We start from the raw sequence: 25,298 nt of genomic DNA on the forward strand, positions 1-25,298 counted from the left end.
TACGACCCGGTGTGGAGAACGTAGGGGCTAGTCGTTGGGGCGTCAACAAGTTCGTATTTGTGAACAGCCGCTGTTCAACCTTGGTAACAACCCTTACGCTTCGAGATCGAAACTTTAGCCCCGGCGCCGCTGCTGCTCGGGTTACGTCGCGAACAGGGGCCTGCATGAGCGCGTCCACCGAGCCCGGCACCGCCGGGGCCACCGACGGCCGGACGCCGTCGATCTCCTCCATCGCCGCCGAGGCCGGCGTGTCCATCCCGACGGTGTCCAAGGTGCTCAACGGGCGGCCGGACGTCGCCGCCGACACCCGGGCCCGCGTCGAGAGCGTCATCGAGCGGCACAGCTACCAGCGGCGGCGAGCCCGCCAGTCGTCCCGGCCCGCGCTGATCGACCTGGTGTTCCACGAGATGCACTCGGCCTGGTCCACCGAGATCATCCGCGGGGTGGAGCTGGCCGCCGCGGTCGAGCGCGCGGCCGTCGTGCTGTCCGAGCTGGGCGGCGCGCACCGGCCGCGCCAGGAGTGGTTCGACGACCTGCTCACCCGCCGCCCGCTCGGCGTCATCCTGGTGCTGGCCGAGCTCGACGACGGGCAGCGCCACCAGCTGGCCACCCGCAACATCCCGTTCGTCGTGGTCGACACCGCCGGCGAGCAGCCGCCGGGCGTGCCCACCGTGGGTTCGGCGAACTGGGCGGGCGGCCTGGCCGCGACCCGCCACCTGCTCTCCCTCGGCCACCAGCGCATCGCGGTGATCTCCGGACCCACCACCATGCTGTGCAGCCGCGCCCGCATCGACGGGTTCCGCAGTGCGCTGGAGTCCGAGGGCGTCGCCGTGGAACCGGATTTCGTGCGCTACGGCGACTTCTACGTCAACGGCGGCTACTCCCACGGCCTGTCCCTGCTCGACCGCCCCGACCGGCCCACGGCGATCTTCGCCGGGTCCGACTTCCAGGCGCTGGGCGTGATGCGGGCGGCGCGCGAGCTGGGGCTGTCCATCCCGGAGGACCTGTCCATCGTCGGCTACGACGACGTCCAGGTCACCGAGTGGATCGGTCCGCCGCTGACCACCGTCCGCCAGCCGCTGCGGGAGATGGCCACCACCGCCGCGCAGATGGTCTTCACCCTGGCGCGCGGGGAGCGGCCGCCGAACGAGCGGATCGACCTGGCGACCGAGCTGGTGGTGCGGCAGAGCACCGCTCCGCCGAGGAGCTGAGACCGGGGGCCGGTGTCGGGGGGCCGGTGCCGGGGAGCCGATACCGGGGAGCCGGTGCCGGGAGCTGATGTCGCCCGCCCCGGCTGCGGGCCGGGGCCGGCCGGGCGATGCTGGTGGGGTGGAGCGGACCCCGGACGGTCGTTACGTGGTGATCAACGGCAGGCGGTGGCGCGCCACCGACCCGGAGATCCCGGAGGACGTGGCGGCGCGGTTGCGACGGGCCCTGATGGCGGCCCGCCGCGACGTCGGCGCGGCGCTGCGGGCTGGCGACGCGGAGGCCGAGGCGCGGGCGCGGGGGCGCGTGCACGCGGCGAAGGTGGCGCTGGGTGAGCGCGGCACGCCGTGGTGGGAGCAGGACGCCGAGGAGCGCCGGGAGCGCTGGGAATCGGGTCCGGGGGAATCGGGCCCGGGGGAGTCAGGCCCGGAGGGGTGAGCCCCGGTCACGGCAGCCGGCGGCGCCCCGCGAAGCCCAGGTCGGCCCGGTGGTACCAGTCCAGGCCCTCGTCGCCCTCCAGCCAGCACAGCAGCACGGGCACGCCGTCCAGGTCGGCCGGGAAGTCCACCAGCAGCGGGGCGAAGCCCTTCAGCTCGGCGCCGGTCGCCTGCACGCCGGCCAGCAGGTCGTCCAACCGGGCCTGGGCGGCCTTGAACTCCGGCAACCCGCCGAGGTCCGTCCCGCGACCGCCCTCCCTCAGCGACGCGGCCAGCTCCGCCGCGTCGGCGCGCACCCCGACGATCTCCGCCAGCACCGGCCGGAGCCTCGCCAGCTCCTCCCGCGCCTCGGGCACGCTGAACAAACCCACCCGATCAGCCTACCGGCGGGCGTCCGACCCGGGCTCCTCGCGCCGCCGGCGATCACCACACCGGGTACCCGGAATCGCTCCGCGCGACGCGTGCCCGGAGCCCTGTGGGCCGATCCACACCGGCTCCGCCGCCGTCCGCGGGTAGGCTCTTCCCGGCCGGCACCCGCGCCGGCGCACCGAAGTCGGGGTCGGCGTCGCTCCTGGCCGGAAAGCACCCGGGAGCACCGTGCACACCACCCCGGCCCCCTCGCCGCCGTGACGACCCGGCGCTGAAGACCCCCTCGTCCCGCAGGCCGCACGCACCCCGGCGCGACCCCGACCACCCCGGCGCGCCCCGAGCACGACAGGTCCTCCCTTGCCCCGTGTGTTCCCCCTCGCGCTGCCGCGCGGTGTCCGCCTGTCCCCGAAGACCCTGCGCACCGAGGTGCTGGCCGGCCTGGTGGTCGGGCTCGCGCTGATCCCCGAGTCCATCTCGTTCTCGATCATCGTGGGCGTCGACCCGGCGGTGGGGCTGTTCGCGTCGTTCACCATGGCCGTGGTGATCTCGGTCGTCGGCGGCCGCCCGGCGATGATCTCCGCCGCCACCGGCGCGGTCGCCCTGGTCATCGCCCCGGTCTACCGCGACCACGGCATGGACCACCTGCTCGCGACCGTCGTGCTGGCCGGCGTGTTCCAGGTCGCGCTCGGGGCGCTGGGCGTGGCGGGGCTGATGCGGTTCATCCCGCGCTCGGTCATGGTCGGCTTCGTCAACTCGCTGGCGATCCTGGTGTTCGTGTCGCAGGTGCCCGAGGTGCGCGGCGTGCCGTGGGCGGTCTACCCGCTGCTGCTGGGCGGCCTGGTGCTGCTGGTGCTGCTGCCGAGGCTGACCACCGCCGTCCCGGCGCCCCTGGTGTCGATCGTCGCGCTGACCGCCATCACGGTCGGCGCGGGCATCGCCGTGCCGACCGTGGGCGACCGGGGCGAGCTGCCCTCGTCGCTGCCCGTGCCCGCACTGCCGGACGTGCCGCTGACCGCGGCCACGTTCGCGACCATCGCGCCCTACGCCCTGGCCGTGGCCCTGGTCGGGCTGATGGAGTCGCTGATGACCGCCAAGCTCGTCGACGAGATCACGGACACCCCGTCGAACAAGACGCGCGAGTCGATCGGCCAGGGGGTGGCCAACGTGGTCACCGGCTTCTTCGGCGGCATGGGCGGCTGCGCCATGATCGGCCAGACCATGATCAACGTGAAGGTGTCGGGCGCGCGGACCAGGCTGTCGACGTTCCTGTCCGGCGTGTTCCTGATGGTGCTGTGCGTGGTGTTCGGCCCGGTCGTGTCCGACATCCCGATGGCCGCCCTGGTCGCCGTGATGGTCGTGGTGTCGGTGACGACCTTCGACTGGCACTCCGTCGCGCCCCGGACGCTCAAGCGGATGCCGGCCGGCGAGATCACCGTCATGGTCGTGACCGTCGCCTGCGTGGTGGCCACCCACAACCTCGCGATCGGCGTGGTGCTCGGCGTGGTCACCGCGGCGGTCGTCTTCGCCCGGCGGGTGGCGCGCCTGGCCGACGTCACGGCGGTCACCGACCCCGACGGCGGCGCCGTGGTCTACTCGGTGACCGGCGCGCTGTTCTTCGCCTCCTCCAACGACCTGGTCACGCGGTTCGACTACGCGGGCGACCCGGACCGGGTGGTGATCGACCTGTCCGCGGCCCACGTCTGGGACGCCTCGTCGGTCGCCGCGCTGGACGCGATCGAGGATCGGTACCGGCGGCGGGGCAAGACCGTGGAGATCACCGGCCTGAACGAGCAGAGCGCGAGCATCCACCGCACCCTCAGCGGTGAGCTGGGCGGGAGCCGCTGAGGGAGCCGCTGAGAGGGTGCTGCCGGGTGTGCCGAGGGTGCGCGCCGCGGGGTGCGCCGGGCCGCCCTCAGCCGCCCTCGTCGTCCTCGTCCCCGCGGCGCTTCTTCCGGTCGGCCCGCTCGGACTGCACGACCTCGTCCGACTCGATCAGCGGCGTGCCGTCGCGCACGACGACCCGGTGGCGGCGCGTCTCGGTGATCCGGTGGGAGCCGTCGGTGTAGGCGATGGCGAGGGTGACCGCGCCCGGTCCGCTCACCACGGGCGTGGCGACGACGGTGAGGTCCTCCACGTCGCGCCACGCCTTCTCGAAGCGGGGCTTCCCCTGCCCCCGCGCGCCCGGCCCCAGCATCTCCCACGCCTGGTCGACCCGGTCCGGCAGCAGCGCGTAGTAGTCCGCGACGACCTGCTCCAGGGCGACCTCCGGGGCGGTGGTCGTGGTGGTGGTCGTGGTCGTCGTCGTGGTGGTCCGGGGCGCGCTGCCGCCCGCCGGCGCGCTGCCGGTGGGGGCGGCCGCCCGGTCGCCGTCGTCGCCGCGGGTCGCCACCACCACGGCGACCACCGCCCCGACCACCACCAGCACGGCCAACGCGATCGGCAGCACCCGCCCACCCCGCGCGTCCTGTCCGTTCCGGCCGTCCGGCGAGACCCTCCCGACCGGCGGGACCGTCCCGGCCCTCCCGCCCGGCGCGTCCCACCGGCCCGACCCGGCTCTCCCGTCGGGCGGGACCGGCCCGACCGGCGGGACCGCGAGGTCCAGCCGGGTCCGGGGCAGCGGCCCGACCCGAAGCCGCTCGGCCACCTGCGCCATGGTCGGCCGGTCGCCGGGTTCCGTGCGCAGCAGGTCCATCAGCAGCCCGGTCAGCGGCCCGGCGTGCGCGGGCGGCGCGAACCTCCCCGAGGCCACGGTGTGCAGCAAGGCGATGGCGTTGGCCCCGTCCCCGAACGGCGGCCTGCCCTCGACCGCCGCGTACAGCGTCGCGCCGAGCGAGAACACGTCGGACGCGGGCCCCGGCTCCGCACCGCGGGCGACCTCGGGGGACAGGAACGCGGGCGTGCCCGCGAGCAGCCCGGTCCGGGTGACCGCGACGTCGCCCACCGCTCGCGCGATGCCGAAATCGCTGATCTTGGCGGTGCCGTCGGCGGTGATGAGCACGTTGCCGGGCTTGACGTCGCGGTGCACGATCCCGGCCGCGTGCGCGGCGGCCAGCGCGGAGGCGACCTGGGCGCCCACCCGGGCGGCCCGGTCCGGCCCCAGCACGCCCAGCTCGGCCAGCGACCGCGACGGCAGGTGCTCCATGACCAGCACGGGCCTGCCGTCCTCCTCGACGACGTCGTGGACGGTGATCGCGTTCGGGTGGTGCAGCCGCGCCGCGATGCGTCCCTCGCGGGCCGCCCGCGCCACCGCCTCGCCCGCGTCGACGCCCTCGGGCACCACCAGCTGCTTGAGCGCCACCACCCGGCCCAGGCGCTCGTCGAACGCCTGCCACACCACGCCCATCGCGCCCGCGCCGAGCCGCGCGCGAATCCGGTAGCGACCGGCGACCAGGCGCCCTACGTCCGTCACCGGCTCCTCCGTCCCCCACGTCCCGTGCGGTGAGCACCCTAACGGGCCCCGGTCGGTCGGAGCCGCCACCGCGACCGCCGGGGACCAAGGGGCCCCGGGGGCAGCGCACGGGCTTCGTGGCGCGCCGCGGATTTCCCGGAAAAGATTTTTGGCGGGTGTGTCGATCGGGTGCCCCGCCCGTTCGACCTGGGGATGAGAGGGTCCACCGGAGCGGCCCGAACAGCCAGGGAGACGAAGACCGTGAAGTACATGCTGATCATGCGCGCGACCGACGAGGCTTACGAGAAGATGGGCGGCGTCGACTTCGACGCCATGTTGGAGACGGTCGGCAGGTTCAACGACGAGCTGATCAGGGCCGGTGTGCTGGTCGCGGCCGAGGGGTTGGCCGACAGCGCCGAGGGCGTGGTGGTCGACTACTCCGCCGAGGCGCCCGTGGTCACCGACGGCCCGTACGGCGAGACCAAGGAGCTGTTCGGCGGCTTCTACCTCCTCAACGTGGCCTCGAAGGAGGAGGCCGTCGAGTGGGCCAAGCGGATGCCCATGGGTGGTCCGGGCTTCAAGACCGAGATCCGCCGGGTGAGCACGATCGACGAGTTCCCGCAGGACAACGAGTGGATCGCGAAGGAGCGGGCGTGGCGGGAAGCCACCGGCCAGCTCTGAGCGGGGCCGCGGGCATGTCGGACCCCACGGGTCGCAGGGCCGTCGCCGCCGTCTGGCGGATCGAGTCGGCGCGGATCGTCGGCGCGCTCGCGCGCTGCACCGGCGACTTCGCGCTGGCCGAAGACCTCGCCCAGGAGGCGCTGGCCGAGGCGCTGGTGACCTGGCCGCGCGAGGGCGTGCCCCGCAACCCGGCGGGGTGGCTGCTCACCGTGGGCCGGCGGCGCGCGGTCGACGCGTTCCGCAGGCGTGCCACCCGGGACCGGAAGTACGCCGTCCTCGCCCGTGACCTGGGCGAGGGCGGCGTCGCCTCGGGCGGCCCGCCCCCCGACCGGGAGGAGGACGTGGTGTGGGACCCGGACCGGATCGACGACGACGTGCTCGCGCTGGTCTTCACCGCCTGCCACCCGGTGCTGTCGCGGGAGGCGAGGGTCGCCCTGACCCTGCGCGTGGTCGGCGGCCTGACCAGCGACGAGATCGCCAAGGCGTTCCTGGTCCCGACCGCGACCGTGCAGGCCAGGATCACCCGGGCCAAGAAGACCCTCGGCGCGGCCCGGGTCCCGTTCGCGGTGCCGCCCGCCGACGAGCGCGCCGCCCGGCTCGGGTCGGTGCTCAGCGTGGTCTACCTGATCTTCACCGAGGGCTCCTCGGCCAGCTCCGGTGACGACCTGATCCGGTTCGACCTGGCCGGTGAGGCCCAGCGCCTGGCCCGCGTGCTGGCCCGCCTGGTGCCGGACGAGCCGGAGGTGCACGGCCTGCTGGCGCTGCTGGAGCTGACCGCCGCGCGGTTCCCCGCCCGCACCGGCCCGGACGGCGAACCGGTGCTGCTGGAGCACCAGGACCGCCGCCGCTGGGACCGCGCCGCGATCGTCCGGGGCCGGGCCGCCCTGGTCCGCGCGGAGCGGGTCGGGCGGGGTTTGGGCGCCTACGGCCTCCAGGCGGCCATCGCCGAGTGCCACGCCGTGGCGCCCTCGGTCGGGGCGACGGACTGGGAGCGGGTCGTGCTGCTCTACGAGGCGCTCGGCCGGCTCGCGCCGTCCCCGGTGGTCGACCTCAACCGGGCGGTGGCGGTGTCCATGGCGCGGGGGCCGGCCGCGGCGCTGCCGGTGGTGGACGAGCTGGCGGCCGGCGGGGCGCTGGCCGGGTCGCACCTGCTGCCGAGCGTGCGCGGGGAGCTGCTCACCCGGTTGGGGCGGGCGGAGGAGGCGCGTGCCGAACTGGCCCGTGCCGTGGAGCTGTGCGGTAACGAGCGCGAGCGGGCGGTGCTGAGGGGCAAGATCGCCGCTCTGGGCTGAGCGCGGGGGACCCGGTGGGACCTCGGTTCCCCACGGGGTCCCACCGGGTCGGGCCTGACCGCGCCGGGCTTCACCCCTCCAGCCTCACCCCTCCAGCCTCACGCCTCCGAACCTCACCCCTCCCCGGCGTCGCGCACCGGGATGCCGTGCGGCTCGCGCGGCGCGTCGGCGAAGCCGATCAGCCGGGCCGCTCGACCGGGGTGCCCGCCGACCAGGTGGGCCGCGCCGCCGCCACCCGCGTAGACCACGACGGTCGTGACGCCGGAGTCGTCGCACTCCACCAGGGTCGGGTCGGCCGCGGACGGGTGCCGGCACCCCGGGCCGGTCTGCACCTCCACCGAGTCGTCGAACACGAACCGCGTGCCGAGCTCCCGGACAGCGCCACCGTGCCGCCGGCGTCGGCGGTCGCCGTGCCCGTGCCGAGCAGCGCCGGTCCCGCGGCGAGCGCGACCACCGCGGCGAGCTTCGTCCTGGTCGTGGTCTCCCTCCCGTTCCCGGGGACGGCGCCCCCGGCTGGGAGGAGCACAGGTCGGGTTGGGGTTGGCCTGCGGTCGTCCCCGGCCGGCCCAGCCGGGGGCCGGACGGCTGCGCAGCGTTCGCGCCGCCCCCGGCCGGGGTGGGCCGGAAGAGGTAGCGGCGCTGCGCTTTTCGGTGCACGACCCGCCGGCCGAACGGACCCGGGCTTACGGTCCCGACCATGACGAAGCTGATCGGCGTCATCGGCGCGGTCGCGCTGCTCACCGGCGGCTGCGGCGCGCCGGCCGCCACCGCGCGGGACGACCGGCCGGTGGTGCTGACCACGTTCACGGTGCTGGCCGACATCGCCGGCGTCGTCGCGGGCGGGCACCTGCGGGTCGAGTCGATCACCAAGCCCGGCGCGGAGGTCCACGGCTACGAACCGACCCCCGACGACGTCAAGAAAGCCGCCGCGGCCGACCTGGTGGTGGACAACGGGCTCGGCCTGGAGGCGTGGTTCGCCCGCTTCGTCGCCGAGGTCGACGCGCCGCACGTGGTGGCGGGCGAGGGCGTGGCGCCCGTGCCGATCGCCGAGGACGCCTACGCCGGCGAGCCGAACCCGCACGCGTGGATGTCGCCGCTCAACGTCCGGACCTACGTGGACAACCTGGTCGAGGCGTTCGCCGCGCTGGCGCCGCAGCACGCGGCGGACTTCCGGGCCAACGGCGAGCGCTACCGGGGCGAGCTGCAACGGGTGCACGACGACCTGGTGGCGGCGCTGGCGGTGCTGCCCGAGGGCAAGCGGGCGCTGGTGACCTGCGAGGGCGCGTTCTCCTACCTGGCGCGCGACGCCGGGCTGACCGAGCGCTACCTGTGGGCGGTCAACGCCGAGCAGCAGGCGACGCCGCGGCAGGTCGCCGGGGTGATCGAGTTCGTGCGCGCCCACGCGGTGCCCGCGGTGTTCTGCGAGTCCACCGTGTCCGACGCCCCGATGCGGCAGGTCGTCGCCGCCACCGGGGCCGCCTTCGGCGGTGTGCTCCACGTCGACTCCCTGTCCACACCGGACGGTCCCGTGCCGACCTACCTGGACCTGGTGCGCCACGACGCCCGGACCATCGCCGCCGCGCTGACCCGGGACCCCCGGTGAACGCGGTCGAGGTGGACGACGTGACCGTCCGCTACGGCGACGTGCTCGCCCTGGACCGCGTCACCCTGTCGCTGGCCACCGGCCGGGTGTGCGGGCTGGTGGGCGTGAACGGGTCGGGCAAGTCCACGCTGTTCAAGGCGATCACCGGCCTGGTGCGGCCGGACCGCGGCGCGGTCCGGGTCCGGGGCGGCCCGCCGCTGCGGGCGCGGCGCTCCGGCGTGCTGGCCTACGTGCCGCAGAGCGAGGCGGTGGATTGGGCGTTCCCGGTGTCGGTGCGGGACGTGGTCATGACCGGGCGGCACGGCCGGCTGGGCTTCACCCGCCGTCCGGGCCGCGCCGACCACGAGGCCGTCGACCGGGCGCTGGACCGGGTCGGCCTCACCGACCTGGCGGACCGGCAGATCGGCCGGCTGTCGGGCGGGCAGCGCAAGCGGGCGTTCGTGGCCCGGGGCATCGCGCAGGAGGCCCGCGTGCTGCTGCTGGACGAGCCGTTCGCGGGCGTGGACAAGCGCTCGGAGGGCACGATCACGCGGCTGCTGCGGGAACTGGCCGCGGACGGCGCGGCGGTCCTGGTGTCCACCCACGACCTGCACGGCCTGCCCGCCCTGGCCGACGAGGCGGTGCTGCTGATGCGCCGGGTCCTGGTGCACGGCCGGTCGCACGAGGTGCTCAGGCCGGAGAACCTGGTCCGCGCGTTCGTGCTCGACGTGACCGCCCGCGAGGAGACGACGTGACCCCGTACGAGCTGCTGGTGGAGCCCCTGGGCTACGGGTTCGTGGTCCGGGCGCTCGCGGCCGCGGTGGTCGCCGCCGCCGTGTGCGCGGTGCTGTCGTGCTGGCTGGTGCTCATCGGCTGGTCCCTGATGGGTGACGCGGTGTCGCACGCCGTGCTGCCGGGCGTGGTGCTGGCCCACGTCCTCGGCGCGCCGTTCGCGCTGGGCGCGGTGGTGTTCGGGTTCCTCGGGGTCGCGCTCATCGGCGTGGTCCGCGACGGCGGCCGGGTCAAGGAGGACGCGGCGATCGGCATCGTGTTCACCACGCTGTTCGCCCTCGGGCTGGTGCTGATCTCGGTGACGCCCAGCCAGACCGACCTCAACCACGTCGTGTTCGGCAACCTGCTCGGCGTCGCCCGCGCCGACCTCGCCCAGATCGCCGCGCTCGGCGCGCTCGTGCTGGTCGCGCTGCTGCTCAAGCGCCGGGACTTCACCCTCTACGCCTTCGACCCGGTGCACGCCCACGCCATCGGCCTCAACCCGCGCCTGCTCGGCGCGGCCCTGCTCGGCCTGCTGGCGCTGACCTGCGTGGTGGCGCTCCAGGTGGTCGGCGTGGTGCTGGTGGTGGCGATGCTGGTCATCCCGGGCGCGACCGCCCACCTGCTCACCGACCGGTTCGGGCGGATGCTCGTGATCGCCCCGGCCGTGTCGGTCGGCGCGGCGGTGCTCGGGCTGTACCTGAGCTACCACCTGAACACCGCCTCGGGCGGCATGGTGGTGCTGGTGCAGGGCGGGCTGTTCCTGCTGGCCCACCTTTTCGCGCCGCGGCACGGCCTGCTCGGTCGGCGAATCGCGGCGAACCGGCGGACGGCGGCCTGACGGTCCGAATTCGTTCACATCCGTGATGTGTTCACAACCGTGACCAGGGGCTGTTCCCAGGCGATCGGAAAAGCGCCGTTGACCTGGTCGTTCGATGAATTCGAATCGAATACCGGCCGGCACCCCTGAAATCCGTCGTTGACCGCGTGTCGCGCGCCCTCCTAGCATCCGGCAGGAAACCGCCGAAGAAATGCTCGGTCCGTCCTGCCGGAAATCGCTGGGAAGTGGAGTTGGCATGAGCACACCGGAGCAGCCCCCCGGTACCCGGGCCCCTGGCCCGCGTGCCCCCGGGTCGCGCACCCCCCGACCGCGCGCCGTCCGGGCCGGGGCCGTCGCCGCGGCCGCCGCGGTCCCGCTGGCCGCCGCGCTCGTCGCCTGGCCGGCCTCTCCCCCCACGCGCCGCGCGTGCCCCCCCCCCCCCCCCGGCCGCGGGGGGCCCGGGCGGGCCCGGCGCCGCCCGACCCGCCGACCGCGGACGGGGGGGTCGCCCGTCCCCCGGTCGAGGGCTCGTCGGCGGCCGGGGACGCGGGGGCCGGCTCGTCCACCCCGGTGGCGACCGGGTCGGCGGAGGGCACGGGACGGGCGCCGGTGACGGCCGCGGGGCCGGCGGGCGTGGCGGGCTCGTTGCCGGCGACCGGCTGCTCGCGCGCGCCCGCGCCCGCCTCCGGGGTGGTCCCGAGCTCACCGGTCCCCGAGCCGAGGCCGGTGGACGCCGGGGTCGTCAGCTCGGGCTCCCGGGCGGTCGCGGCGGCGGCCTCGGAGGCGGCGATGCGCTCGGCGTCGGCCGGCGGCACGTGCGGCGCGGTCGGTCCACCGGGCGCGCCGGGCGCCTTCGGCGAGGACGACCCGGCCGGGGTGGGCTTCGGCGCGTCCTCGGCGGGCTGGTTCGGCTCGTTGCTCATGATCATCCTCGCTGGACGGGTGCGCGTGACGACCCAGAAGGTATCCCCAGGGCCGTGACCAGGCGCACACGCGGTCGGGCACCGGACTTGCACGTGGTGGGCACACTGGAGGTACCCAATCGACGGGAGTGCGCACCAGTGACCGACGGCCCCTTGATCGTCCAGTCGGACAAGACCCTCCTGCTGGAGGTCGACCACCCGCTGTCGGACGAGGCCCGCACCTCCATCGCGCCCTTCGCCGAGCTGGAGCGGGCACCCGAGCACGTCCACACCTACCGGGTCACCCCGCTGGCGCTGTGGAACGCCCGCGCCGCCGGCCACGACGCCGAGCAGGTCGTGGACGCCCTGGTCCGCTTCTCCCGCTACCCGGTGCCGCAGCCGCTGCTGGTGGACGTGGTCGACACCATGGGCCGCTTCGGCCGCCTCCAGCTGGCCAACCACCCGGCGCACGGGCTGACGCTCGCCTCGGTGGACCGCGCGGTGCTGGAGGAGGTGATGCGCCACAAGAAGGTCAAGCCCATGCTGGGCGCGCGCATCGACGACGACACCGTGGTGGTGCACCCGAGCGAGCGCGGCCGGCTCAAGCAGCTGCTGCTCAAGATCGGCTGGCCGGCCGAGGACCTGGCCGGGTACGTCGACGGCGAGGCGCACCCCATCGCGCTGGAGGAGGACGGCTGGCAGCTGCGCGACTACCAGCGCCGGGCCGCGCAGGCGTTCCGGGCGGGCGGCTCGGGCGTGGTCGTGCTGCCGTGCGGCGCGGGCAAGACGCTGGTCGGCGCGGCGGCCATGGCCGAGGCGGGGGCGACGACGCTCATCCTGGTCACCAACACGGTGGCCGGGCGCCAGTGGAAGCGCGAGCTGATCGCGCGCACCTCCCTGACCGAGGAGGAGATCGGCGAGTACTCGGGCGAGCGCAAGGAGATCCGCCCGGTCACCATCGCCACCTACCAGGTGATCACCCGCAGGTCGAAGGGCGAGTACAAGCACCTGGAGCTGTTCGACTCGCGCGACTGGGGCCTGATCGTCTACGACGAGGTCCACCTGCTGCCCGCCCCGGTGTTCCGGATGACCGCCGACCTCCAGTCCCGCCGCCGCCTCGGCCTCACCGCCACGCTGGTGCGCGAGGACGGCCAGGAGGGCGACGTGTTCTCGCTCATCGGGCCCAAGCGCTACGACGTGCCGTGGCGCGACATCGAGGCCCAGGGCTGGATCGCGCCCGCCGAGTGCACCGAGGTCCGGGTGACCCTGACCGACAACGAGCGCATGGAGTACGCCACGGCAGAGCCGGAGGAGCGCTACAAGCTCTGCGCCACGGCCCGCACCAAGCTGCCCGTGGTCAGGTCGATCCTGGACCGGCACCCCGGCGAGCCGACCCTGGTGATCGGCGCGTACCTGGACCAGCTGGAGTCCCTGGGCGAGGCCCTGGACGCGCCGGTGATCCAGGGTTCGACGAAGACCAAGGAGCGCGAGGCCCTGTTCGACGCCTTCCGGCGCGGCGAGCTGGGCACGCTGGTGGTGTCGAAGGTGGCGAACTTCTCCATCGACCTGCCCGAGGCGTCGGTGGCCGTGCAGGTGTCGGGCACGTTCGGGTCGCGGCAGGAGGAGGCCCAGCGCCTGGGCCGGCTGCTGCGCCCCAAGGGCGACGGCAGGCAGGCCCACTTCTACTCGGTCGTGTCCCGCGACACCCTGGACACGGACTACGCCGCCCACCGCCAGCGCTTCCTGGCCGAGCAGGGCTACGCCTACCGGATCGTGGACGCCGACGACCTGCTGGGCCCGAAGCTCCCCGAGGTCGGCTAGCCGACCCGGTCGCGGGGCCGGGGGGACGAGCCGGGACACTTCCCCCTCCCCGGCTGGTCGACGAGGACGGTGAGGGACCTGTGATCGACGTGGAGCACCGGTGGCGCGGATCGGCCCACCGCCCGGTCGCCGGCGGTCGCGGGCGGGCCCTGGGGTCCGGCCCGGCCCGCCCGACGGCCCGCTGAGCGCGCCGGTGACCTCGTCGACGCCGGTGCCCGGCTGGTGGATGTGGCGTCCGGGGGCGGACCGCGCGCCGACCGCGCGGGCCGTCCGGGGGCGGGTCCGGCGGGCGCGGGCGCGGGCCCTGCTGGTCCCCGCCGCGCTGTCGACCGGGGCGTTGGCGGTGCTCGGCCCGTCGCCGTGGTGGTCGGTGGGCCTGGCGTGCGCGCCGGTGCTCGTCGTGGGACTGGCCGCGGCCCTCCCCGTGCGCGTCGACGACCGGCGGCTGGCGCGGGCGGCCCCGGCGACCGACGTCGTGCACGTCCTCCAGTTCACCGACCCGGAGCAGCGGCGGCGCGCGACCCGGATGTGCGGGCACTTCGACACCGTGCGCGGCCTGGACGCCAGGTGGGTGGCGCGCGTCGAGCACCAGCTGTGGCGGGCCCTGGTGGCCCTGCGCGACTCGCAGGCCGCCCGGGAGTCCCTGCGCCGGGTCGCGAACCGCCCCGGGCTGGCCGGCGAGCTGGCCGAGGAGACCCGGGAGCTGGGCGGGCTGGACCGGCGCGTGGACCGGTTCGCCGACGCCCTGCGCGTCCTCTCCGAGGAGCTCGACCCGGACCTGTCGGACAGCGCGCTGCGCCGCGTGGCGTCCCTCGACCCGCTCTAGGATGCTCCGGGTGCTGGTCTACTCGATCCCGATGCGCAACCGGTTCCGGGGCATCGCGGTGCGCCACGGCGTGCTGCTGGAGGGCTCCGCCGGGTGGGGCGAGTTCTGCGCCTTCGAGGACTACTCCGACGCCGAGTCCGCGCCGTGGCTGGCGTGCGCGCTGGAGTCGGCCGAACGGGGCTGGCCCGCGCCGGTCCGCACCCGGGTACCGGTGAACTGCACGGTCCCGGTCGTCCCCCCCGACCGCGCGCACGCGATCGTGGCCGGCTCCGGCTGCTCGACCGCCAAGGTCAAGGTCGCCGATCCGGGCACGCCGCTGCGCGACGACCTGGAGCGGGTCGCGGCGGTGCGCGACGCCCTGGGCCCGTCCGGCGCGATCAGGGTCGACGCCAACGCGGCGTGGGACGTGGACACCGCCGTGGCCGCCGTCCGCGAGCTGGACCGCGCGGCGGGCGGCCTGGAGTACGTGGAGCAGCCGTGCCCGTCGGTGGAGGAGCTGGCGGCCGTGCGCAGGCGGGTGGACGTGCGGGTGGCCGCCGACGAGTCCATCCGGCGGGCCGAGGACCCGCTGCGGGTGGCCGTGGCGGGCGCGGCGGACGTGGCGGTGATCAAGGTCGCGCCGCTGGGCGGGGTGCGGCGGGCGCTGGCCGTGGCCGAGGCGTGCGGCCTGCCGTGCGTGGTGTCGTCGGCGGTGGAGTCGTCGGTGGGCCTGGCGGCCGGGCTGGCGCTGGCCGGGGCGCTGCCCGAGCTGGACTTCGCGTGCGGCCTGGGCACCCTGTCCCTGCTGGACGGGGACGTGTCGACCGACCCGCTGCGCCCGGTGGACGGCTGGCTGCCGGTGCCGGCGAAGGCCCCGGAGCCCGACCGGTTCGCCGGGTTCGCCGCGGACGAGGGGACGACCGCCCGCTGGCTCGACCGGCTCGACCGGGTCCGGGGGTTGCTCGACCGTGGAACTCGGGGGTCCTGAGCGTTCGACACGGTGGTCCTGGGCGTTCGACTCGCGGGACCGGGTGGTCGGCCGGCTCGGTCAGGGCCACGTCCGGCGGATGCCGGACTCCCCGATGGCGTAGACGGCCGGGCCGCCCCTCTCCACGGCGCGGTCGATCGCCGGACGGGAGCACCGGAAGCGGTCGACCATCTGGTCCCGGCGGAGCTGCTGGTTGTTCAGGTAGAAGAGCACCGCGGAGTGCACCACGAGCGGTTCGCGCTCGTGGTTGCGGCCCTTGATCCGACCGTCCTTGCACAACGGGACCCAGCCGCGTTCCAGACCGTAGGCGAGCCACTCCTCGTCCGCGACGCACTGCGCGTCATCCGGGAAGTGGTCGGTGATGCGGTGCACCGACCAGTCGAGTTCGCGCAGGCCGTCGGCGACACCTCGGCCCAGTCCCCGGTCGAGGAAGAACTCAGGCCGCGACACGCTGGGCAGACCTGCAGATCGCCTCGACCTGGTCGGGCTCCAGGTCGTACTCGTACGCGACGTCCCTCAGCGAATCCCCGGCGAGCCACATCTTGACGACCGCGTCCACCGGGACGCGGTTCTGCTGGATGATCGGGGCGCCCCACCCGAACCGGGGGTCTATGACCACCGGCGCGATGTCCGGGTACTGGCGCAGCCGCAGCGACGAGGGGAAGTCGTCGTCGCCCTCCCAGGTGATGTGGCGGAGGTAGCCGCCGAGCACTTCCCTGATCGGGCGTTGCCTGTCGCCCAGGCGGGCCAGGTCGCCGTCGGCGTAGTGCAGGAAGATGTCGATCCCGTCGGTGGCGATCTGCTTGGTGGCGAGGCCGTAGTCGGTGCCGAACTCGCCGCGCACCGCCGCCGCGGCCTCCCTGATCTTCCGCTTGCCGAGGCCGAGGTCCCGGAGGGAGCGCAGCACGTACGCCTCGACCACCGCCACGAAGGGGACCGAGGGCGAACCCCGGCGCTCCGGGGCGACCTGGTGCACCAGGGGCGCGCCGGCCGCCTCCTCGGCCAGCCAGTGGTGCAGGGTCGACCTCGGGATGAGCAGGTGCCTGGCGGTCTCCTTCGCGGTCAGCAACGGATCGCGGAACCTGTCGACCACCACGTCACCTCCTCCGGCCTGATCGTCGAAATCGTACGGCGGCGGGGACGCCACCGATCGGGCGAACGGGTGGACCGGCGGTCCCGGGGGCGGTCAGGACGGGTGGGTGATGTCCGCGCCCAGGCTCCGCACCACCCCGTCGGTCCGGGCCAGGGCCTCGGTGCGGCGCGCGGTGGCGGGCACGCGGGTCAGGTCGACCACGCGGATCGGCGGGCCGAACTCGACCAGGGTCGGCACGTAGGACGCCTCCCGGACGGCCCAGCCGTCGGGGCCCTTGACGAACCGGAACCGGGTGACGATGCCCTCCTCGGTGGTGCCGCGCGGCTCGGAGTGGCGCGCCACCTCGTTGCCCATGCCGTAGACGACCCACTTGCCGCCGATCCGCTCGATCGGCTGCACGGCGTGCACGTGGGTGCCGATGATCAGGTCCACGGCCGGGTCGGCCAGCACCGCCCGCGCCGTCTCGCGCTGCTGCGGGGTGGCCTCGTGCTGGTACTCGGTGCCCCAGTGCAGGCTGGCCACCACGACCTCGGCGCCCGCCGAGCGGGCCGCCCGCGCCGCCTCCAGCACGCCCTCGGTGGTCAGCCGGTTGGCCATCCACGGCTGCGGCAGCGGGATGCCGTTGAAGCCGTAGGTGAACGCGATGTGCCCGACCTTGACGCCGCCGACGTCCAGCAGCAGCGGCGTCGCGGCCTCCTCCGGCGAGCGGAACGACCCGGTGTGCCGCAGCCCCGCCGCGTCCATCACGTCCAGCGTGGTCCTGATCGCGGGCGCGCCCCGGTCGAGGGTGTGGTTGGACGCGGTGGAGCAGCTGTCGTAGCCGATGTCCTTCAGCGCCGCCGCGACCTCGGGCGGCGCGCTGAACGCCGGGTAGCCGTAGGTGGGCGCGCCGGGCGCGGACAGCGGCGTCTCCAGGTGGCAGAACGACACGTCGGCGTCGACGGCCCGCCGCAGGCCGTCCAGCAGGGGCACGAAGTCGCGCGCGCCGTCCCGGTCGGCCTGCTCGGTCAGCGCCGGGTGGATCAGGATGTCCCCGCCCGCCGCCAGGGTGAACGACGGCGGCTCGGGCGCGGCCGAGGACGTCGTGGTCGGGGTCGGCCGGGGGGTGGTGAGCACCACGGGGGACCCGGTGCAGGCCACGGCGGTGCAGGCGACCAGCCCGAGGGCCAGCCGCCTGCCGCGCGCGTTCAGCGGTGCCGCCCGCGCAGGCCGCGGACCAGCAGCACCAGCGCCACCGCGCCGACCACGACCGGCAGCACCCGCTTGAGCACGGGCACGCCGGCGGTGTCGATCAGGTCGAGGGGCTCGTCCGGCACCGCCCGCAGGTGGGGCCGGCTCTCCTGGGTAGTCACCTCCTCAGCTTCCGCCGGCGCGAGCCGCGTCGCCAGGTGTTCGGCGAACTCGGCCACCACCTTGCCGCTGACCTCCCCGATCAGGTTGCGCCCGAGCTGGGCGGGGCGGCCGGTGACGGCCAGGTCGGTGACCACGGTGACCTCGGTGCCCGCCTCGCCGGGGGTCAGCGCGACCGACACGGTGGCGGAGGCGGTGCCGTTGCCCCTGGTGTCCTTGCCGGTGGCCTTGAGCACGGCGGCGTGCACGCGCTCGTCGACCGAGGTGAACTCGCCGGCGCCCTTGTAGAGCAGGGTGACGGGCCCGAGCCTGACCTTGACGGTGCCGGTGAACCGCCGCCCGTCCACGCCGGTGAGGGTGGCCCCGGGCAGGCACGGCGCGACCTTCCCGGGGTCGAGCAGCGCCGCCCACACCTCGGGCACCGGCGCGGGCACGGTGAACCGGTGCTCCAGCCTCACCCCTCCACCGCCGCACCCACCGCCGCGGTCACCGCGCGCCGGGTCAGCACGCGGGCCAGGTGGGACCGGTACCCGGCGTCGGCGTCGCCGTCCACCGGCGGGTCCGCGCCCTCGGCGGCGCGCTCGGCCGCGGCGGCGATCGTCCCGGCCCCGGCGGACCGCCCGACCAGCTCCTCCTCCACGCCGCGGGCCCGCACCGGGGTCGGCCCCATGTTGGTCAGCGCCACCCGGGCCCGCCGGACCACCCCGTCGACGACCTCGACCGCGGCGGCGACGCCCACGATCGACCACGCCTGGGCGACCCGGTTGAACTTCTCGTAGCGCGCGCCCCAGCCGGTCGTCTTCGGCACGCGCACGTGCGTCAGCAGCTCGTCCGGCGCCAGGGCGGTGGTGAAGTGGTCGACGAAGAACTCCGCCGCGGGCACCTCGCGCGTGCCGCCGGGGCCCGTGCACACCAGGACCGCGTCCAGCGCCAGGACGGGCGCGGGCAGGTCGCCGGCCGGGTCGGCGTGGGCGAGCGAGCCGCCGAGCGTGCCCCGGTGCCGGACCTGCGGGTCGGCGACGGTGTCGGCGGCCAGGCGCAGCAGCCGGGCGTGCCCGTTGACCAGCGGGTCGCGCTGGAGCTCGTGGTGCGTGGTCAGGGCGCCGATCAGCAGCGAGTCGCCCTCGTCGCGCACGCCTCCCAGCCCGGCCACCCGGGACAGGTCGACCACCAGGGTGGGCGCGGCCAGCCGCATCCGCAGCACCGGGATGAGGCTCTGCCCGCCGGCCATCGCCTTGGCGTCCTCGCCGCCCTCGGCCAGCGCCCGCACGGCCTGCTCGACCGTGGTGGGCGCGACGTAGTCGAACGCCGCCGGGATCACCGCGCACCTCCGCTCGCGTCGAGGGAGCCGAGTCCGCCGCCCGCGCCGGGGGTGGTGGGCACGTCGGTCTCCCGGTGGTGGATCGCCCGCCACACCCGCATCGGCGTGCAGGGCATCTCCACGTCGGTCACGCCCAGGTGCCGCACCGCGTCCACGACCGCGTTGACCACGGCCGGGGTGGACGCGATGGTGCCCGCCTCGCCGACGCCCTTCACGCCCAGCGGGTTGGACGCCGCCGGGGTCTCGGTGCGGTCGGTGGTGAAGTGCGGCAGGTCCACCGCGGAGGGCAGCAGGTAGTCGGCGAGGGTGGCGGTGGTCAGGGTGCCGTGCTCGTCGTGCACGGCCTCCTCGAACAGGGCCTGGGCGATGCCCTGCGCCAGGCCGCCGTGCACCTGGCCCTCGACGATCAGCGGGTTGACCACCTTGCCGACGTCGTCCACGCACACGTACGAGCGGAGCCGCACCGCGCCGGTCTCGGTGTCGACCTCGGCCGCGCACAGGTGGGTGCCGTGCGGGTAGGAGAAGTTGTCCGGGTCGAAGGTGGCCTCGGCGTCGAGGCCCGGCTCCACGCCCTCGGGCAGGTCGTGGGCGACGTGCGCGGCCACCACCACGTCGCCGAAGGTGGTCGTGGCCGAGGCGCCGGAGGTGCCGCGCACGGTGAACGCGCCGTTCGCGAACTCGACGTCGTCCTCCGCGGCCTCCAGCAGGTGCGCGGCCACGGTCCGGGCCTTGGCCAGCACCCGGTCCGCGGCCAGCACGACCGCGGTGCCGCCGACGGCCAGCGACCGGGAGCCGTAGCTGTCCATGCCGCGGTGGGCCACGCGGGTGTCGCCGTGCAGCACCTCGACGTCCTCGAACGCCACGCCGAGCCGGTCGGCGACGATCTGGCTCCACGCCGTCACGTGGCCCTGGCCGTGCGGGGAGGTGCCGGTGATCAGCTCGACCTTGCCGGTGGGCAGCACCCGGATCGCCGCGTGCTCCCAGCCGCCCGCCGCGTACCGCAGCGCGCCGAGCACGCGGGACGGCGCGAGCCCGCACATCTCGGTGTAGGTGGAGACGCCGAGGCCCAGCTGCACCGGGTCGCCCGCCGCGCGCCGCCGCGCCTGCTCGGCGCGCAGCGCGCCGTAGTCGAACAGCTCCTTCGCGCGGGCGGTGGCGGCCTCGTAGTTCCCGGTGTCGTAGGTCAGGCCGGCGACCGTGGTGAACGGGAACTCGTCGTGCCGGATCCAGTTCTGCTCGCGCAGCTCCAGCGGGTCCCGGCCCAGCTCGGCGGCCAGCTCGTCCAGCAGCCGCTCGATGGCGAAGGTGGCCTCGGGGCGGCCCGCGCCGCGGTAGGCGTCGGTCGGCACCTTGTTGGTGAACACGTTGGTGCAGGTGAAGCGGTAGGCGGCGAACTTGTAGATGGCGTTGAACATGAACGCGCCCAGGATCGGCACGCCCGGCGTGACCAGGCGCAGGTAGGCCCCCATGTCGGCGAGCAGGTCCACCTTGAGCCCGGTGACGGTGCCGTCGCGGCGGGCGGCCAGGGTCAGGCGCTGCACCTGGTCGCGGCCGTGGTGGGCGGAGAGCATCGACTCGGTGCGCGTCTCGGTCCACTTCACCGGCTTGCCCAGGCGGCGGGCGACCAGCAGGGTCAGCACCTCCTCGGGCGTGACCTGGAGCTTGCCGCCGAAACCGCCGCCGACGTCCGGCGCGATCACCCGGAGCCGCTGCTCGGGGATGCCGGTCACGGCGGCCAGCATCCAGCGCAGGATGTGCGGCACCTGGGTGGACGACCACACGGTGAACGAGTCCGGCGCCGGGTCCACCACCACCGAGCGGGGCTCCATGAACGCGGGGATCAGGCGCTGCTGGCGGAACGTGCGCCGGAGGACGACCTCGGCCTCCTCGATCACCCGGTCGACGTCCTCGCCGGTGCCGGCCGCGGCGGAGTCGAACACCCAGGTGGCGCAGGTGTTCGTGCCCAGGTCGGCGTGGACGACGTCGGCGTCCTCGGCGACCGCGGTCACCAGGTCGAGCACGACCGGCAGGTCCTCGTAGTCCACGTCGACCTCGGCCAGCGCGTCCTGGGCCTCGGCCGCGCCGCGGGCCACGACCAGCGCGACGGCCTCGCCCGCGAAGTTGACCTCGTCCACGGCCAGCGGGGGCGCGGGCGGGATGAGGATGTCCTCGGTGATCGGCCACGCGCACGGCAGGCTGCCCTGCTCGTCGGCCAGGTCGCGGCCGGTGAACACGGCGAGCACGCCGGGCATCCGGCTTGCGGCGGCGACGTCGACCGAGGTGATCCGGGCGTGCGCCACGGGGCTGCGCAGGACCGCGAGGTGCAGCATCCCGGGTAATTGGATGTTGTCGGTCCACCGGGTCGCGCCGGTGATCAGGCGGGCGTCCTCCTTGCGGCGGCGCGCCCGGCCGATCTCACCGGACCCTGCCCCGGACCCTGCCCCGGACCCGGCTCCGGACCCGTGCTCGGCGGTGGCGGTCATGCCCCACCACCCGCGTCGGTCCGGGCGGTGTTCATCCGGGAGGCCGCGTCGCGCACCGCGCTGACGATGTTCTGGTAGCCGGTGCAGCGGCAGAGGTTGCCCTCCAGGCCGTGCCGCACGGCGTCCTCGTCGGGGTCGGGGTCCTCGGCCAGCAGGTCGACCGCCTGCATGATCATGCCGGGGGTGCAGAACCCGCACTGGAGCGCGTGGTTGTCGTGGAACGCCTGCTGGACCGGGTGCGGTCGCCCCTCGCGGGCCAGGCCCTCGACGGTGGTCACCTCGCGGCCGTCCGCCTGCACCGCGAGCACGGCGCACGACTTCACGCTCCGGCCGTCGAGGTGGACGGTGCAGGCCCCGCAGTTGCCGGTGTCGCAGCCGACGACCGTGCCGGTCTTGCCGAGTCGTTCCCGCAGGTGGTGGACCAGCAGCGTGCGGGGTTCGACCTCGTCGCTGTAGGCCACCCCGTCCACGGTGACGGTGATCCGCATGAACACTCCCAACGCTGGTGGTGATGGGGGTCACACCGAGCCTGCTACCGGTGGCCGCGCCGGACAACCCCCCGGTCGTCAGCCGTGGATCGCGCCTTCGGTCCGGCTGAGCCGGTCGCCGCCGCCGCCCCAGCGCAGGGCGACGATCTCGGCGGCGATCGAGACGGCCGTCTCCTCGGGCGTGCGGGCCCCGAGGTCCAGGCCGATCGGCGAGGACAGCCGGGCGAGGTCGTCCTCGGCCACGCCGGCCTCGCGCAGGCGGCGCAGCCGGTCGTCGTGGGTGCGGCGGGAGCCCATGGCGCCGACGTAGCCGAGCTTGAGCCGCAGCGCGACCTCCAGCAGCGGCACGTCGAACTTCGGGTCGTGGGTGAGCACCGCGACCACCGTGCGCCCGTCGACCGCCCCGGCCTCGGCCTGCGCGGCGAGGTAGCGGTGCGGCCAGTCCACGACCACCTCGTCCGCCCCGGGGAACCGGGTCCGCGTGGCGAACACCGGCCGCGCGTCGCACACCGTGACGCGGTAGCCGAGGAACGCGCCGAGCCGCGCGACCGCGGCGGCGAAGTCGATCGCCCCGAACACCAGCATCCGGGGCGGCGGCTCGAAGGAGTTGACGAACACGGTCAGGCCCTCGCCGCGCCGCTGGCCGTCGGGCCCGTAGCGCAGGGTGCCGCTGCGGCCGCCGGCGAGCAGGCCGCGGGCGTCGTCGGCGATGGCGTCGCGGGCGCGGGCGGAGGGCACGTCGCCGCTCACCCGGTCCGGCCACACCACCAGGCGGCGACCGACCCACTCCGGGTGCTCGACGACCGAGACCACGGCCACGGGCTCCCGCGCCCGCACCGCGCCGACCACCTCGGCCAGCTCGGGGAAGGTGTCCGCGCCGACCGGCTCCACGTAGACGTCGAGGATGCCGCCGCAGGTCAGGCCGACCGAGAACGCGTCGTCGTCGCTCACCCCGTAGCGCTGGAGCACCGGCCGGCCGTCGGCGACCACCTGGCGCGCCAGCTCGTAGACCGCGCCCTCGACGCAGCCGCCGGACACGCTGCCGACCACCTCGCCGTCGGCGCCCACGAGCATGGCCGCGCCGGGTGGGCGGGGCGCGGAGCTGAACGTGGCCACGACGGTGCCGACGCCGACGGTCTCCCCCCGTTCGACGCGACGGGCCAGTTCGGCGAGGACGTCACGCAAGTCGAACCTCCTCCAGCAGTTCCCGCAGGGTGTCGAGGCTGTGGCCGGCGAGCAGCCGGTCCAGGTGCGGGAGGGCGGCGGCGATGCCGGACTGCACCGGCCGGTACCCGTCGTGGCCCGCGTGCGGGTTGACCCACAGCACCCGGTGGGCCAGCCGGGACAGCCGAGCCACCTGCTCGGCCAGCAGCGCGGGGTCGCCGCGCTCCCACCCGTCGGAGCAGATCACCACGACGGCCCGCCGCGCGGCGCCGCGCTGCCCCCACCGGTCCAGGAACACCTGGAGCGTCTCGCCGAGCCGGGTGCCGCCCTCGGCGTCGGGCACGGCCCGCGCGGCGGCGGCCAGGGCCGTCCCGGGGTCGCGGTGGCGCAGCTGGCGGGTGACGCGGGTGAGCCGGGTGCCGAGCGTGCACACCTCGACGGGCATCGCGCGGGCCACGACGTGGGCGAACCGCAGCAGCGCGTCCGCGTAGGGCTTCATGGAGCCGGAGACGTCGATGAGCAGCACGACCCGGCGCGGCCGTTCGGCGCGGCGGCGGCGCGCGAGCCGGACCGGTTCGCCGGTGGCGAGCATGGCGCGCAGGGTGCGGCGCGGGTCCGGGTCGCCCCGGCGGGCGGGTTCGGCGCGCCGGGTCCGCCGCCGGGGCGGGACGGGCCTCAGGGCGGCCAGCAGCTCGTCCAGGTGCCTCTTCTCGGCCGGGCCGAGCGTGGCGATGTCCCGGTGCCGCAGCACCTCCGCGTCGCTCGCGGCGACCTTCAGGGTGGGCGGGCGCCCGGACCGGCCGGTGCCGGTGGTGAGGGCGGCGAGCCGGCCGGCGCGCCGGGTGCGGGCGGAGGGCGGGCGCGGCGGCCCGCCGCCGAACCAGGCGGTGAACGCGGCGTCGTAGCGGGGCAGGTCGTCGGGTTCGGAGCACAGGGTGAGCCGGCCCGCCCAGTAGACGTGCGCGGCGGTCAGGTCGAGGTGGCCGAGGGCCTCGACGAAGGCCCGCGTCCGGTCGGGCCCGCACGGCACGCCGGCGTGCCGCAGCGCGCGGGCGAACCCCACGAGCCCGGTCGGCACGCCGGTGTCGGTCATCCCCCGATTGTGCGCGGGATCACCCGGCGAGCACACCGGCCGAAAGGGCGCGCCGGGTGTCCTCGCGGTACTTCAGGACCGCGCCGAGGGTGAGGGCGGCGCTCTCCGCGTCCAGCTCCGTGCGGCCCAGGGCGAGCAGCGCCGCCGCCCAGTCCAGGGACTCCGCCACCCCCGGCGGCTTGACCAGGTCGAGTTCCCGCAGCCGCCGCACGGCCTCGGCGACCTGCGTGGCCAGGCGCTCGTCGACCCCGGGCAGCCTGCGGCGCAGCACGGCCACCTCCCGCGCCAGGTCCGGGTGCTCCAGCCAGTGGTAGAGGCAGCGGCGCTTGAGCGCGTCGTGCACCTCGCGCGTGCGGTTGGAGGTCAGCACCACCAGCGGCGGGGTGGCGGCGGCGACGCGGCCCAGCTCGGGGATGGTCACCGCGTTCTCGTCCAGCACCTCCAGCAGGAACGCCTCGAACTCGTCGTCGGCCCGGTCCACCTCGTCGACCAGCAGCACGCACGGCGCCTCCTCCAGCGCCCGGAGCAGCGGGCGGGCGAGCAGGAAGCGCCGCGCGTAGAGGGACGCCTCGGCGGCGTCGGCGTCCACCGGGCCCGCCGCTTCGAGGGCGCGCAGGTGCAGCAGCTGGCGCGGGAAGTCCCAGTCGTAGAGGGCCTGGGCGGCGTCGATGCCCTCGTGGCACTGGAGGCGGATCAGCGGCAGGTCCAGGGCGCGGGCCAGGGCGACGGCCAGCGAGGTCTTGCCGGTGCCCGGTTCGCCCTCGCAGAACAGCGGGCGGCGCGTCCGCAGGGCGAGGAAGGCGGCGGTCGCCAGGCCCGGGTCGGGCAGGTAGTCGACGCGGTCCAGGGCTTCGGCCAGCTCGTCGGGCGTCACGACACCGAGGGTAGGGGCGGGTGCGACCCCGTGTCCTCGGGGACGCGGCCCCGAGACGGGACCAGGGTCGGTCCCCGATGTGCGGGCGGCCCCGGTCCCGCACCCTTGAGCCATGACGAACGACGTGATCGACCAGGCCACGGACAAGGTCAGGAAGCTCCGCCGCAGCCGGGGCGACCGGATGCTGGCGGGCGTCTGCGGCGGTGTCGCGAAGCTCCTCGGCGTGGACGCGGCGCTGCTGCGGATACTGCTGGTCGCCGCGACCCTGTTCGGGTTCGGCGCGGGCGCGGTGCTGTACCTGGCGTGCTGGTTCCTCGTGCCCGAGGAGGACTAGCCCCGCGACCCCGGACCGGGGGGCGCCGAGGATCAC

At 75.3% G+C, this 25,298-nt stretch carries 26 protein-coding genes; 13 read left to right on the forward strand and 13 right to left on the reverse strand.

Annotated elements, in window-relative coordinates; translation table 11 throughout:
* Nucleotides 1-164: 164 nt before the first annotated feature.
* A complete protein-coding gene (locus tag ACFP3R_RS21475; RefSeq protein ID WP_380638149.1) occupies nt 165-1,211 on the forward strand; it encodes a LacI family DNA-binding transcriptional regulator in 1,047 nt (348 codons plus the stop codon).
* Nucleotides 1,212-1,329: 118 nt separating this feature from the next.
* Nucleotides 1,330-1,644 (forward strand): hypothetical protein, encoded by a 315-nt coding sequence (locus ACFP3R_RS21480; protein WP_380638150.1) that lies wholly within the window; start codon nt 1,330-1,332, stop codon nt 1,642-1,644.
* A 7-nt stretch (nt 1,645-1,651) separates the two neighbouring features.
* Here ACFP3R_RS21480 and ACFP3R_RS21485 read toward each other — a convergent pair whose 3' ends face one another.
* Nucleotides 1,652-2,014: a DUF2203 domain-containing protein gene (locus ACFP3R_RS21485; RefSeq protein WP_380638151.1), complete on the reverse strand. Its 363-nt coding sequence runs from the start codon at nt 2,012-2,014 to the stop codon at nt 1,652-1,654.
* A gap of 364 nt (nt 2,015-2,378) precedes the next feature.
* On the opposite strand from ACFP3R_RS21485, the gene ACFP3R_RS21490 reads away from it, so the two are divergent.
* On the forward strand, nt 2,379-3,857 hold the full coding sequence (locus ACFP3R_RS21490) for a SulP family inorganic anion transporter (RefSeq protein ID WP_380638152.1): 1,479 nt from the start codon (nt 2,379-2,381) through the stop codon (nt 3,855-3,857).
* A 67-nt stretch (nt 3,858-3,924) separates the two neighbouring features.
* Here ACFP3R_RS21490 and ACFP3R_RS21495 read toward each other — a convergent pair whose 3' ends face one another.
* The gene (locus tag ACFP3R_RS21495) at nt 3,925-5,421 is read right to left on the reverse strand and encodes a serine/threonine-protein kinase (protein WP_380638153.1); all 1,497 of its coding nucleotides are present in this window, start codon (nt 5,419-5,421) and stop codon (nt 3,925-3,927) included.
* 240 nt (nt 5,422-5,661) lie between these two features.
* Between ACFP3R_RS21495 and ACFP3R_RS21500 the strand changes: the two genes are divergently transcribed.
* Nucleotides 5,662-6,081 (forward strand): YciI family protein, encoded by a 420-nt coding sequence (locus ACFP3R_RS21500; RefSeq protein WP_380638154.1) that lies wholly within the window; start codon nt 5,662-5,664, stop codon nt 6,079-6,081.
* 14 nt (nt 6,082-6,095) lie between these two features.
* On the forward strand, nt 6,096-7,373 hold the full coding sequence (locus ACFP3R_RS21505; RefSeq protein ID WP_380638209.1) for an RNA polymerase sigma factor: 1,278 nt from the start codon (nt 6,096-6,098) through the stop codon (nt 7,371-7,373).
* 113 nt (nt 7,374-7,486) lie between these two features.
* On the opposite strand, the gene ACFP3R_RS21510 is transcribed toward ACFP3R_RS21505, so the two are convergent.
* Complete coding sequence (locus ACFP3R_RS21510; protein WP_380638155.1) at nt 7,487-7,726, reverse strand: hypothetical protein; 240 nt, start codon at nt 7,724-7,726, stop codon at nt 7,487-7,489.
* 344 nt (nt 7,727-8,070) lie between these two features.
* Between ACFP3R_RS21510 and ACFP3R_RS21515 the strand changes: the two genes are divergently transcribed.
* From ACFP3R_RS21515 to ACFP3R_RS21545, 7 genes are all read left to right on the forward strand, one after another.
* Nucleotides 8,071-8,976 (forward strand): metal ABC transporter substrate-binding protein, encoded by a 906-nt coding sequence (locus tag ACFP3R_RS21515; RefSeq protein WP_380638156.1) that lies wholly within the window; start codon nt 8,071-8,073, stop codon nt 8,974-8,976.
* Nucleotides 8,973-9,710 (forward strand): metal ABC transporter ATP-binding protein, encoded by a 738-nt coding sequence (locus ACFP3R_RS21520; protein WP_380638157.1) that lies wholly within the window; start codon nt 8,973-8,975, stop codon nt 9,708-9,710. The genes ACFP3R_RS21515 and ACFP3R_RS21520 overlap by 4 nt, the downstream gene beginning before the upstream one ends.
* Nucleotides 9,707-10,567, forward strand: a complete 861-nt coding sequence (locus ACFP3R_RS21525; protein WP_380638158.1) for a metal ABC transporter permease — start codon at nt 9,707-9,709, stop codon at nt 10,565-10,567. The genes ACFP3R_RS21520 and ACFP3R_RS21525 overlap by 4 nt, the downstream gene beginning before the upstream one ends.
* Before the next feature lie 405 nt (nt 10,568-10,972).
* The gene (locus ACFP3R_RS21530) at nt 10,973-11,527 is read left to right on the forward strand and encodes a hypothetical protein (RefSeq protein ID WP_380638159.1); all 555 of its coding nucleotides are present in this window, start codon (nt 10,973-10,975) and stop codon (nt 11,525-11,527) included.
* An 80-nt stretch (nt 11,528-11,607) separates the two neighbouring features.
* A complete protein-coding gene (locus ACFP3R_RS21535) occupies nt 11,608-13,269 on the forward strand; it encodes a DNA repair helicase XPB (RefSeq protein ID WP_380638160.1) in 1,662 nt (553 codons plus the stop codon).
* A 100-nt stretch (nt 13,270-13,369) separates the two neighbouring features.
* Nucleotides 13,370-14,095, forward strand: coding sequence for a hypothetical protein (locus ACFP3R_RS21540; RefSeq protein WP_380638161.1), 726 nt, complete (start codon nt 13,370-13,372; stop codon nt 14,093-14,095).
* 10 nt (nt 14,096-14,105) lie between these two features.
* The gene (locus ACFP3R_RS21545; protein WP_380638162.1) at nt 14,106-15,062 is read left to right on the forward strand and encodes an o-succinylbenzoate synthase; all 957 of its coding nucleotides are present in this window, start codon (nt 14,106-14,108) and stop codon (nt 15,060-15,062) included.
* 60 nt (nt 15,063-15,122) lie between these two features.
* On the opposite strand, the gene ACFP3R_RS21550 is transcribed toward ACFP3R_RS21545, so the two are convergent.
* The 10 genes from ACFP3R_RS21550 to ACFP3R_RS21595 form a co-directional block, all read right to left on the reverse strand.
* Nucleotides 15,123-15,512, reverse strand: a complete 390-nt coding sequence (locus ACFP3R_RS21550) for a PIN-like domain-containing protein (RefSeq protein WP_380638163.1) — start codon at nt 15,510-15,512, stop codon at nt 15,123-15,125.
* The gene (locus ACFP3R_RS21555) at nt 15,499-16,158 is read right to left on the reverse strand and encodes a DUF433 domain-containing protein (protein ID WP_380638164.1); all 660 of its coding nucleotides are present in this window, start codon (nt 16,156-16,158) and stop codon (nt 15,499-15,501) included. Before ACFP3R_RS21555 ends, ACFP3R_RS21550 begins: the two co-directional genes overlap by 14 nt.
* Nucleotides 16,159-16,248: 90 nt before the next feature.
* On the reverse strand, nt 16,249-17,274 hold the full coding sequence (locus ACFP3R_RS21560; RefSeq protein ID WP_380638165.1) for a CapA family protein: 1,026 nt from the start codon (nt 17,272-17,274) through the stop codon (nt 16,249-16,251).
* Nucleotides 17,275-17,342: 68 nt separating this feature from the next.
* Entirely contained in the window at nt 17,343-17,963 is a 621-nt protein-coding gene (locus ACFP3R_RS21565) for an SRPBCC family protein (RefSeq protein ID WP_380638166.1), read from the reverse strand.
* Nucleotides 17,960-18,826 carry an FAD binding domain-containing protein gene (locus tag ACFP3R_RS21570; RefSeq protein ID WP_380638167.1) on the reverse strand — a complete coding sequence of 289 codons (867 nt, stop codon included), beginning with the start codon at nt 18,824-18,826 and terminating at the stop codon, nt 17,960-17,962. Before ACFP3R_RS21570 ends, ACFP3R_RS21565 begins: the two co-directional genes overlap by 4 nt.
* Nucleotides 18,823-21,309 carry a xanthine dehydrogenase family protein molybdopterin-binding subunit gene (locus ACFP3R_RS21575; RefSeq protein ID WP_380638168.1) on the reverse strand — a complete coding sequence of 829 codons (2,487 nt, stop codon included), beginning with the start codon at nt 21,307-21,309 and terminating at the stop codon, nt 18,823-18,825. Before ACFP3R_RS21575 ends, ACFP3R_RS21570 begins: the two co-directional genes overlap by 4 nt.
* Nucleotides 21,306-21,797 carry a (2Fe-2S)-binding protein gene (locus ACFP3R_RS21580; RefSeq protein WP_380638169.1) on the reverse strand — a complete coding sequence of 164 codons (492 nt, stop codon included), beginning with the start codon at nt 21,795-21,797 and terminating at the stop codon, nt 21,306-21,308. The genes ACFP3R_RS21575 and ACFP3R_RS21580 overlap by 4 nt, the downstream gene beginning before the upstream one ends.
* 78 nt (nt 21,798-21,875) lie before the next feature.
* Complete coding sequence (locus ACFP3R_RS21585) at nt 21,876-22,982, reverse strand: XdhC family protein (protein WP_380638170.1); 1,107 nt, start codon at nt 22,980-22,982, stop codon at nt 21,876-21,878.
* Nucleotides 22,975-24,054, reverse strand: coding sequence for a vWA domain-containing protein (locus ACFP3R_RS21590; protein ID WP_380638171.1), 1,080 nt, complete (start codon nt 24,052-24,054; stop codon nt 22,975-22,977). Before ACFP3R_RS21590 ends, ACFP3R_RS21585 begins: the two co-directional genes overlap by 8 nt.
* Before the next feature lie 19 nt (nt 24,055-24,073).
* Nucleotides 24,074-24,928 (reverse strand): AAA family ATPase, encoded by an 855-nt coding sequence (locus ACFP3R_RS21595; RefSeq protein ID WP_380638172.1) that lies wholly within the window; start codon nt 24,926-24,928, stop codon nt 24,074-24,076.
* A 112-nt stretch (nt 24,929-25,040) separates the two neighbouring features.
* Between ACFP3R_RS21595 and ACFP3R_RS21600 the strand changes: the two genes are divergently transcribed.
* The gene (locus ACFP3R_RS21600; protein ID WP_380638173.1) at nt 25,041-25,262 is read left to right on the forward strand and encodes a PspC domain-containing protein; all 222 of its coding nucleotides are present in this window, start codon (nt 25,041-25,043) and stop codon (nt 25,260-25,262) included.
* The last annotated feature ends 36 nt before the right edge of the window (nt 25,263-25,298 follow it).

It is taken from the genome of Saccharothrix lopnurensis (assembly GCF_042658445.1).
Taxonomy (GTDB): domain Bacteria; phylum Actinomycetota; class Actinomycetes; order Mycobacteriales; family Pseudonocardiaceae; genus Actinosynnema; species Actinosynnema lopnurensis.

Coding starts and splice junctions, on each gene's coding strand:
- ACFP3R_RS21580 (WP_380638169.1), bottom strand. CDS start 21,797: ATGCGGATCACCGTCACCGTGGACGGGGTGGCCTACAGCGACGAGGTC.
- ACFP3R_RS21600 (WP_380638173.1), top strand. CDS start 25,041: ATGACGAACGACGTGATCGACCAGGCCACGGACAAGGTCAGGAAGCTC.
- ACFP3R_RS21575 (WP_380638168.1), bottom strand. CDS start 21,309: ATGACCGCCACCGCCGAGCACGGGTCCGGAGCCGGGTCCGGGGCAGGG.
- ACFP3R_RS21475 (WP_380638149.1), top strand. CDS start 165: ATGAGCGCGTCCACCGAGCCCGGCACCGCCGGGGCCACCGACGGCCGG.
- ACFP3R_RS21515 (WP_380638156.1), top strand. CDS start 8,071: ATGACGAAGCTGATCGGCGTCATCGGCGCGGTCGCGCTGCTCACCGGC.
- ACFP3R_RS21505 (WP_380638209.1), top strand. CDS start 6,096: ATGTCGGACCCCACGGGTCGCAGGGCCGTCGCCGCCGTCTGGCGGATC.
- ACFP3R_RS21590 (WP_380638171.1), bottom strand. CDS start 24,054: ATGACCGACACCGGCGTGCCGACCGGGCTCGTGGGGTTCGCCCGCGCG.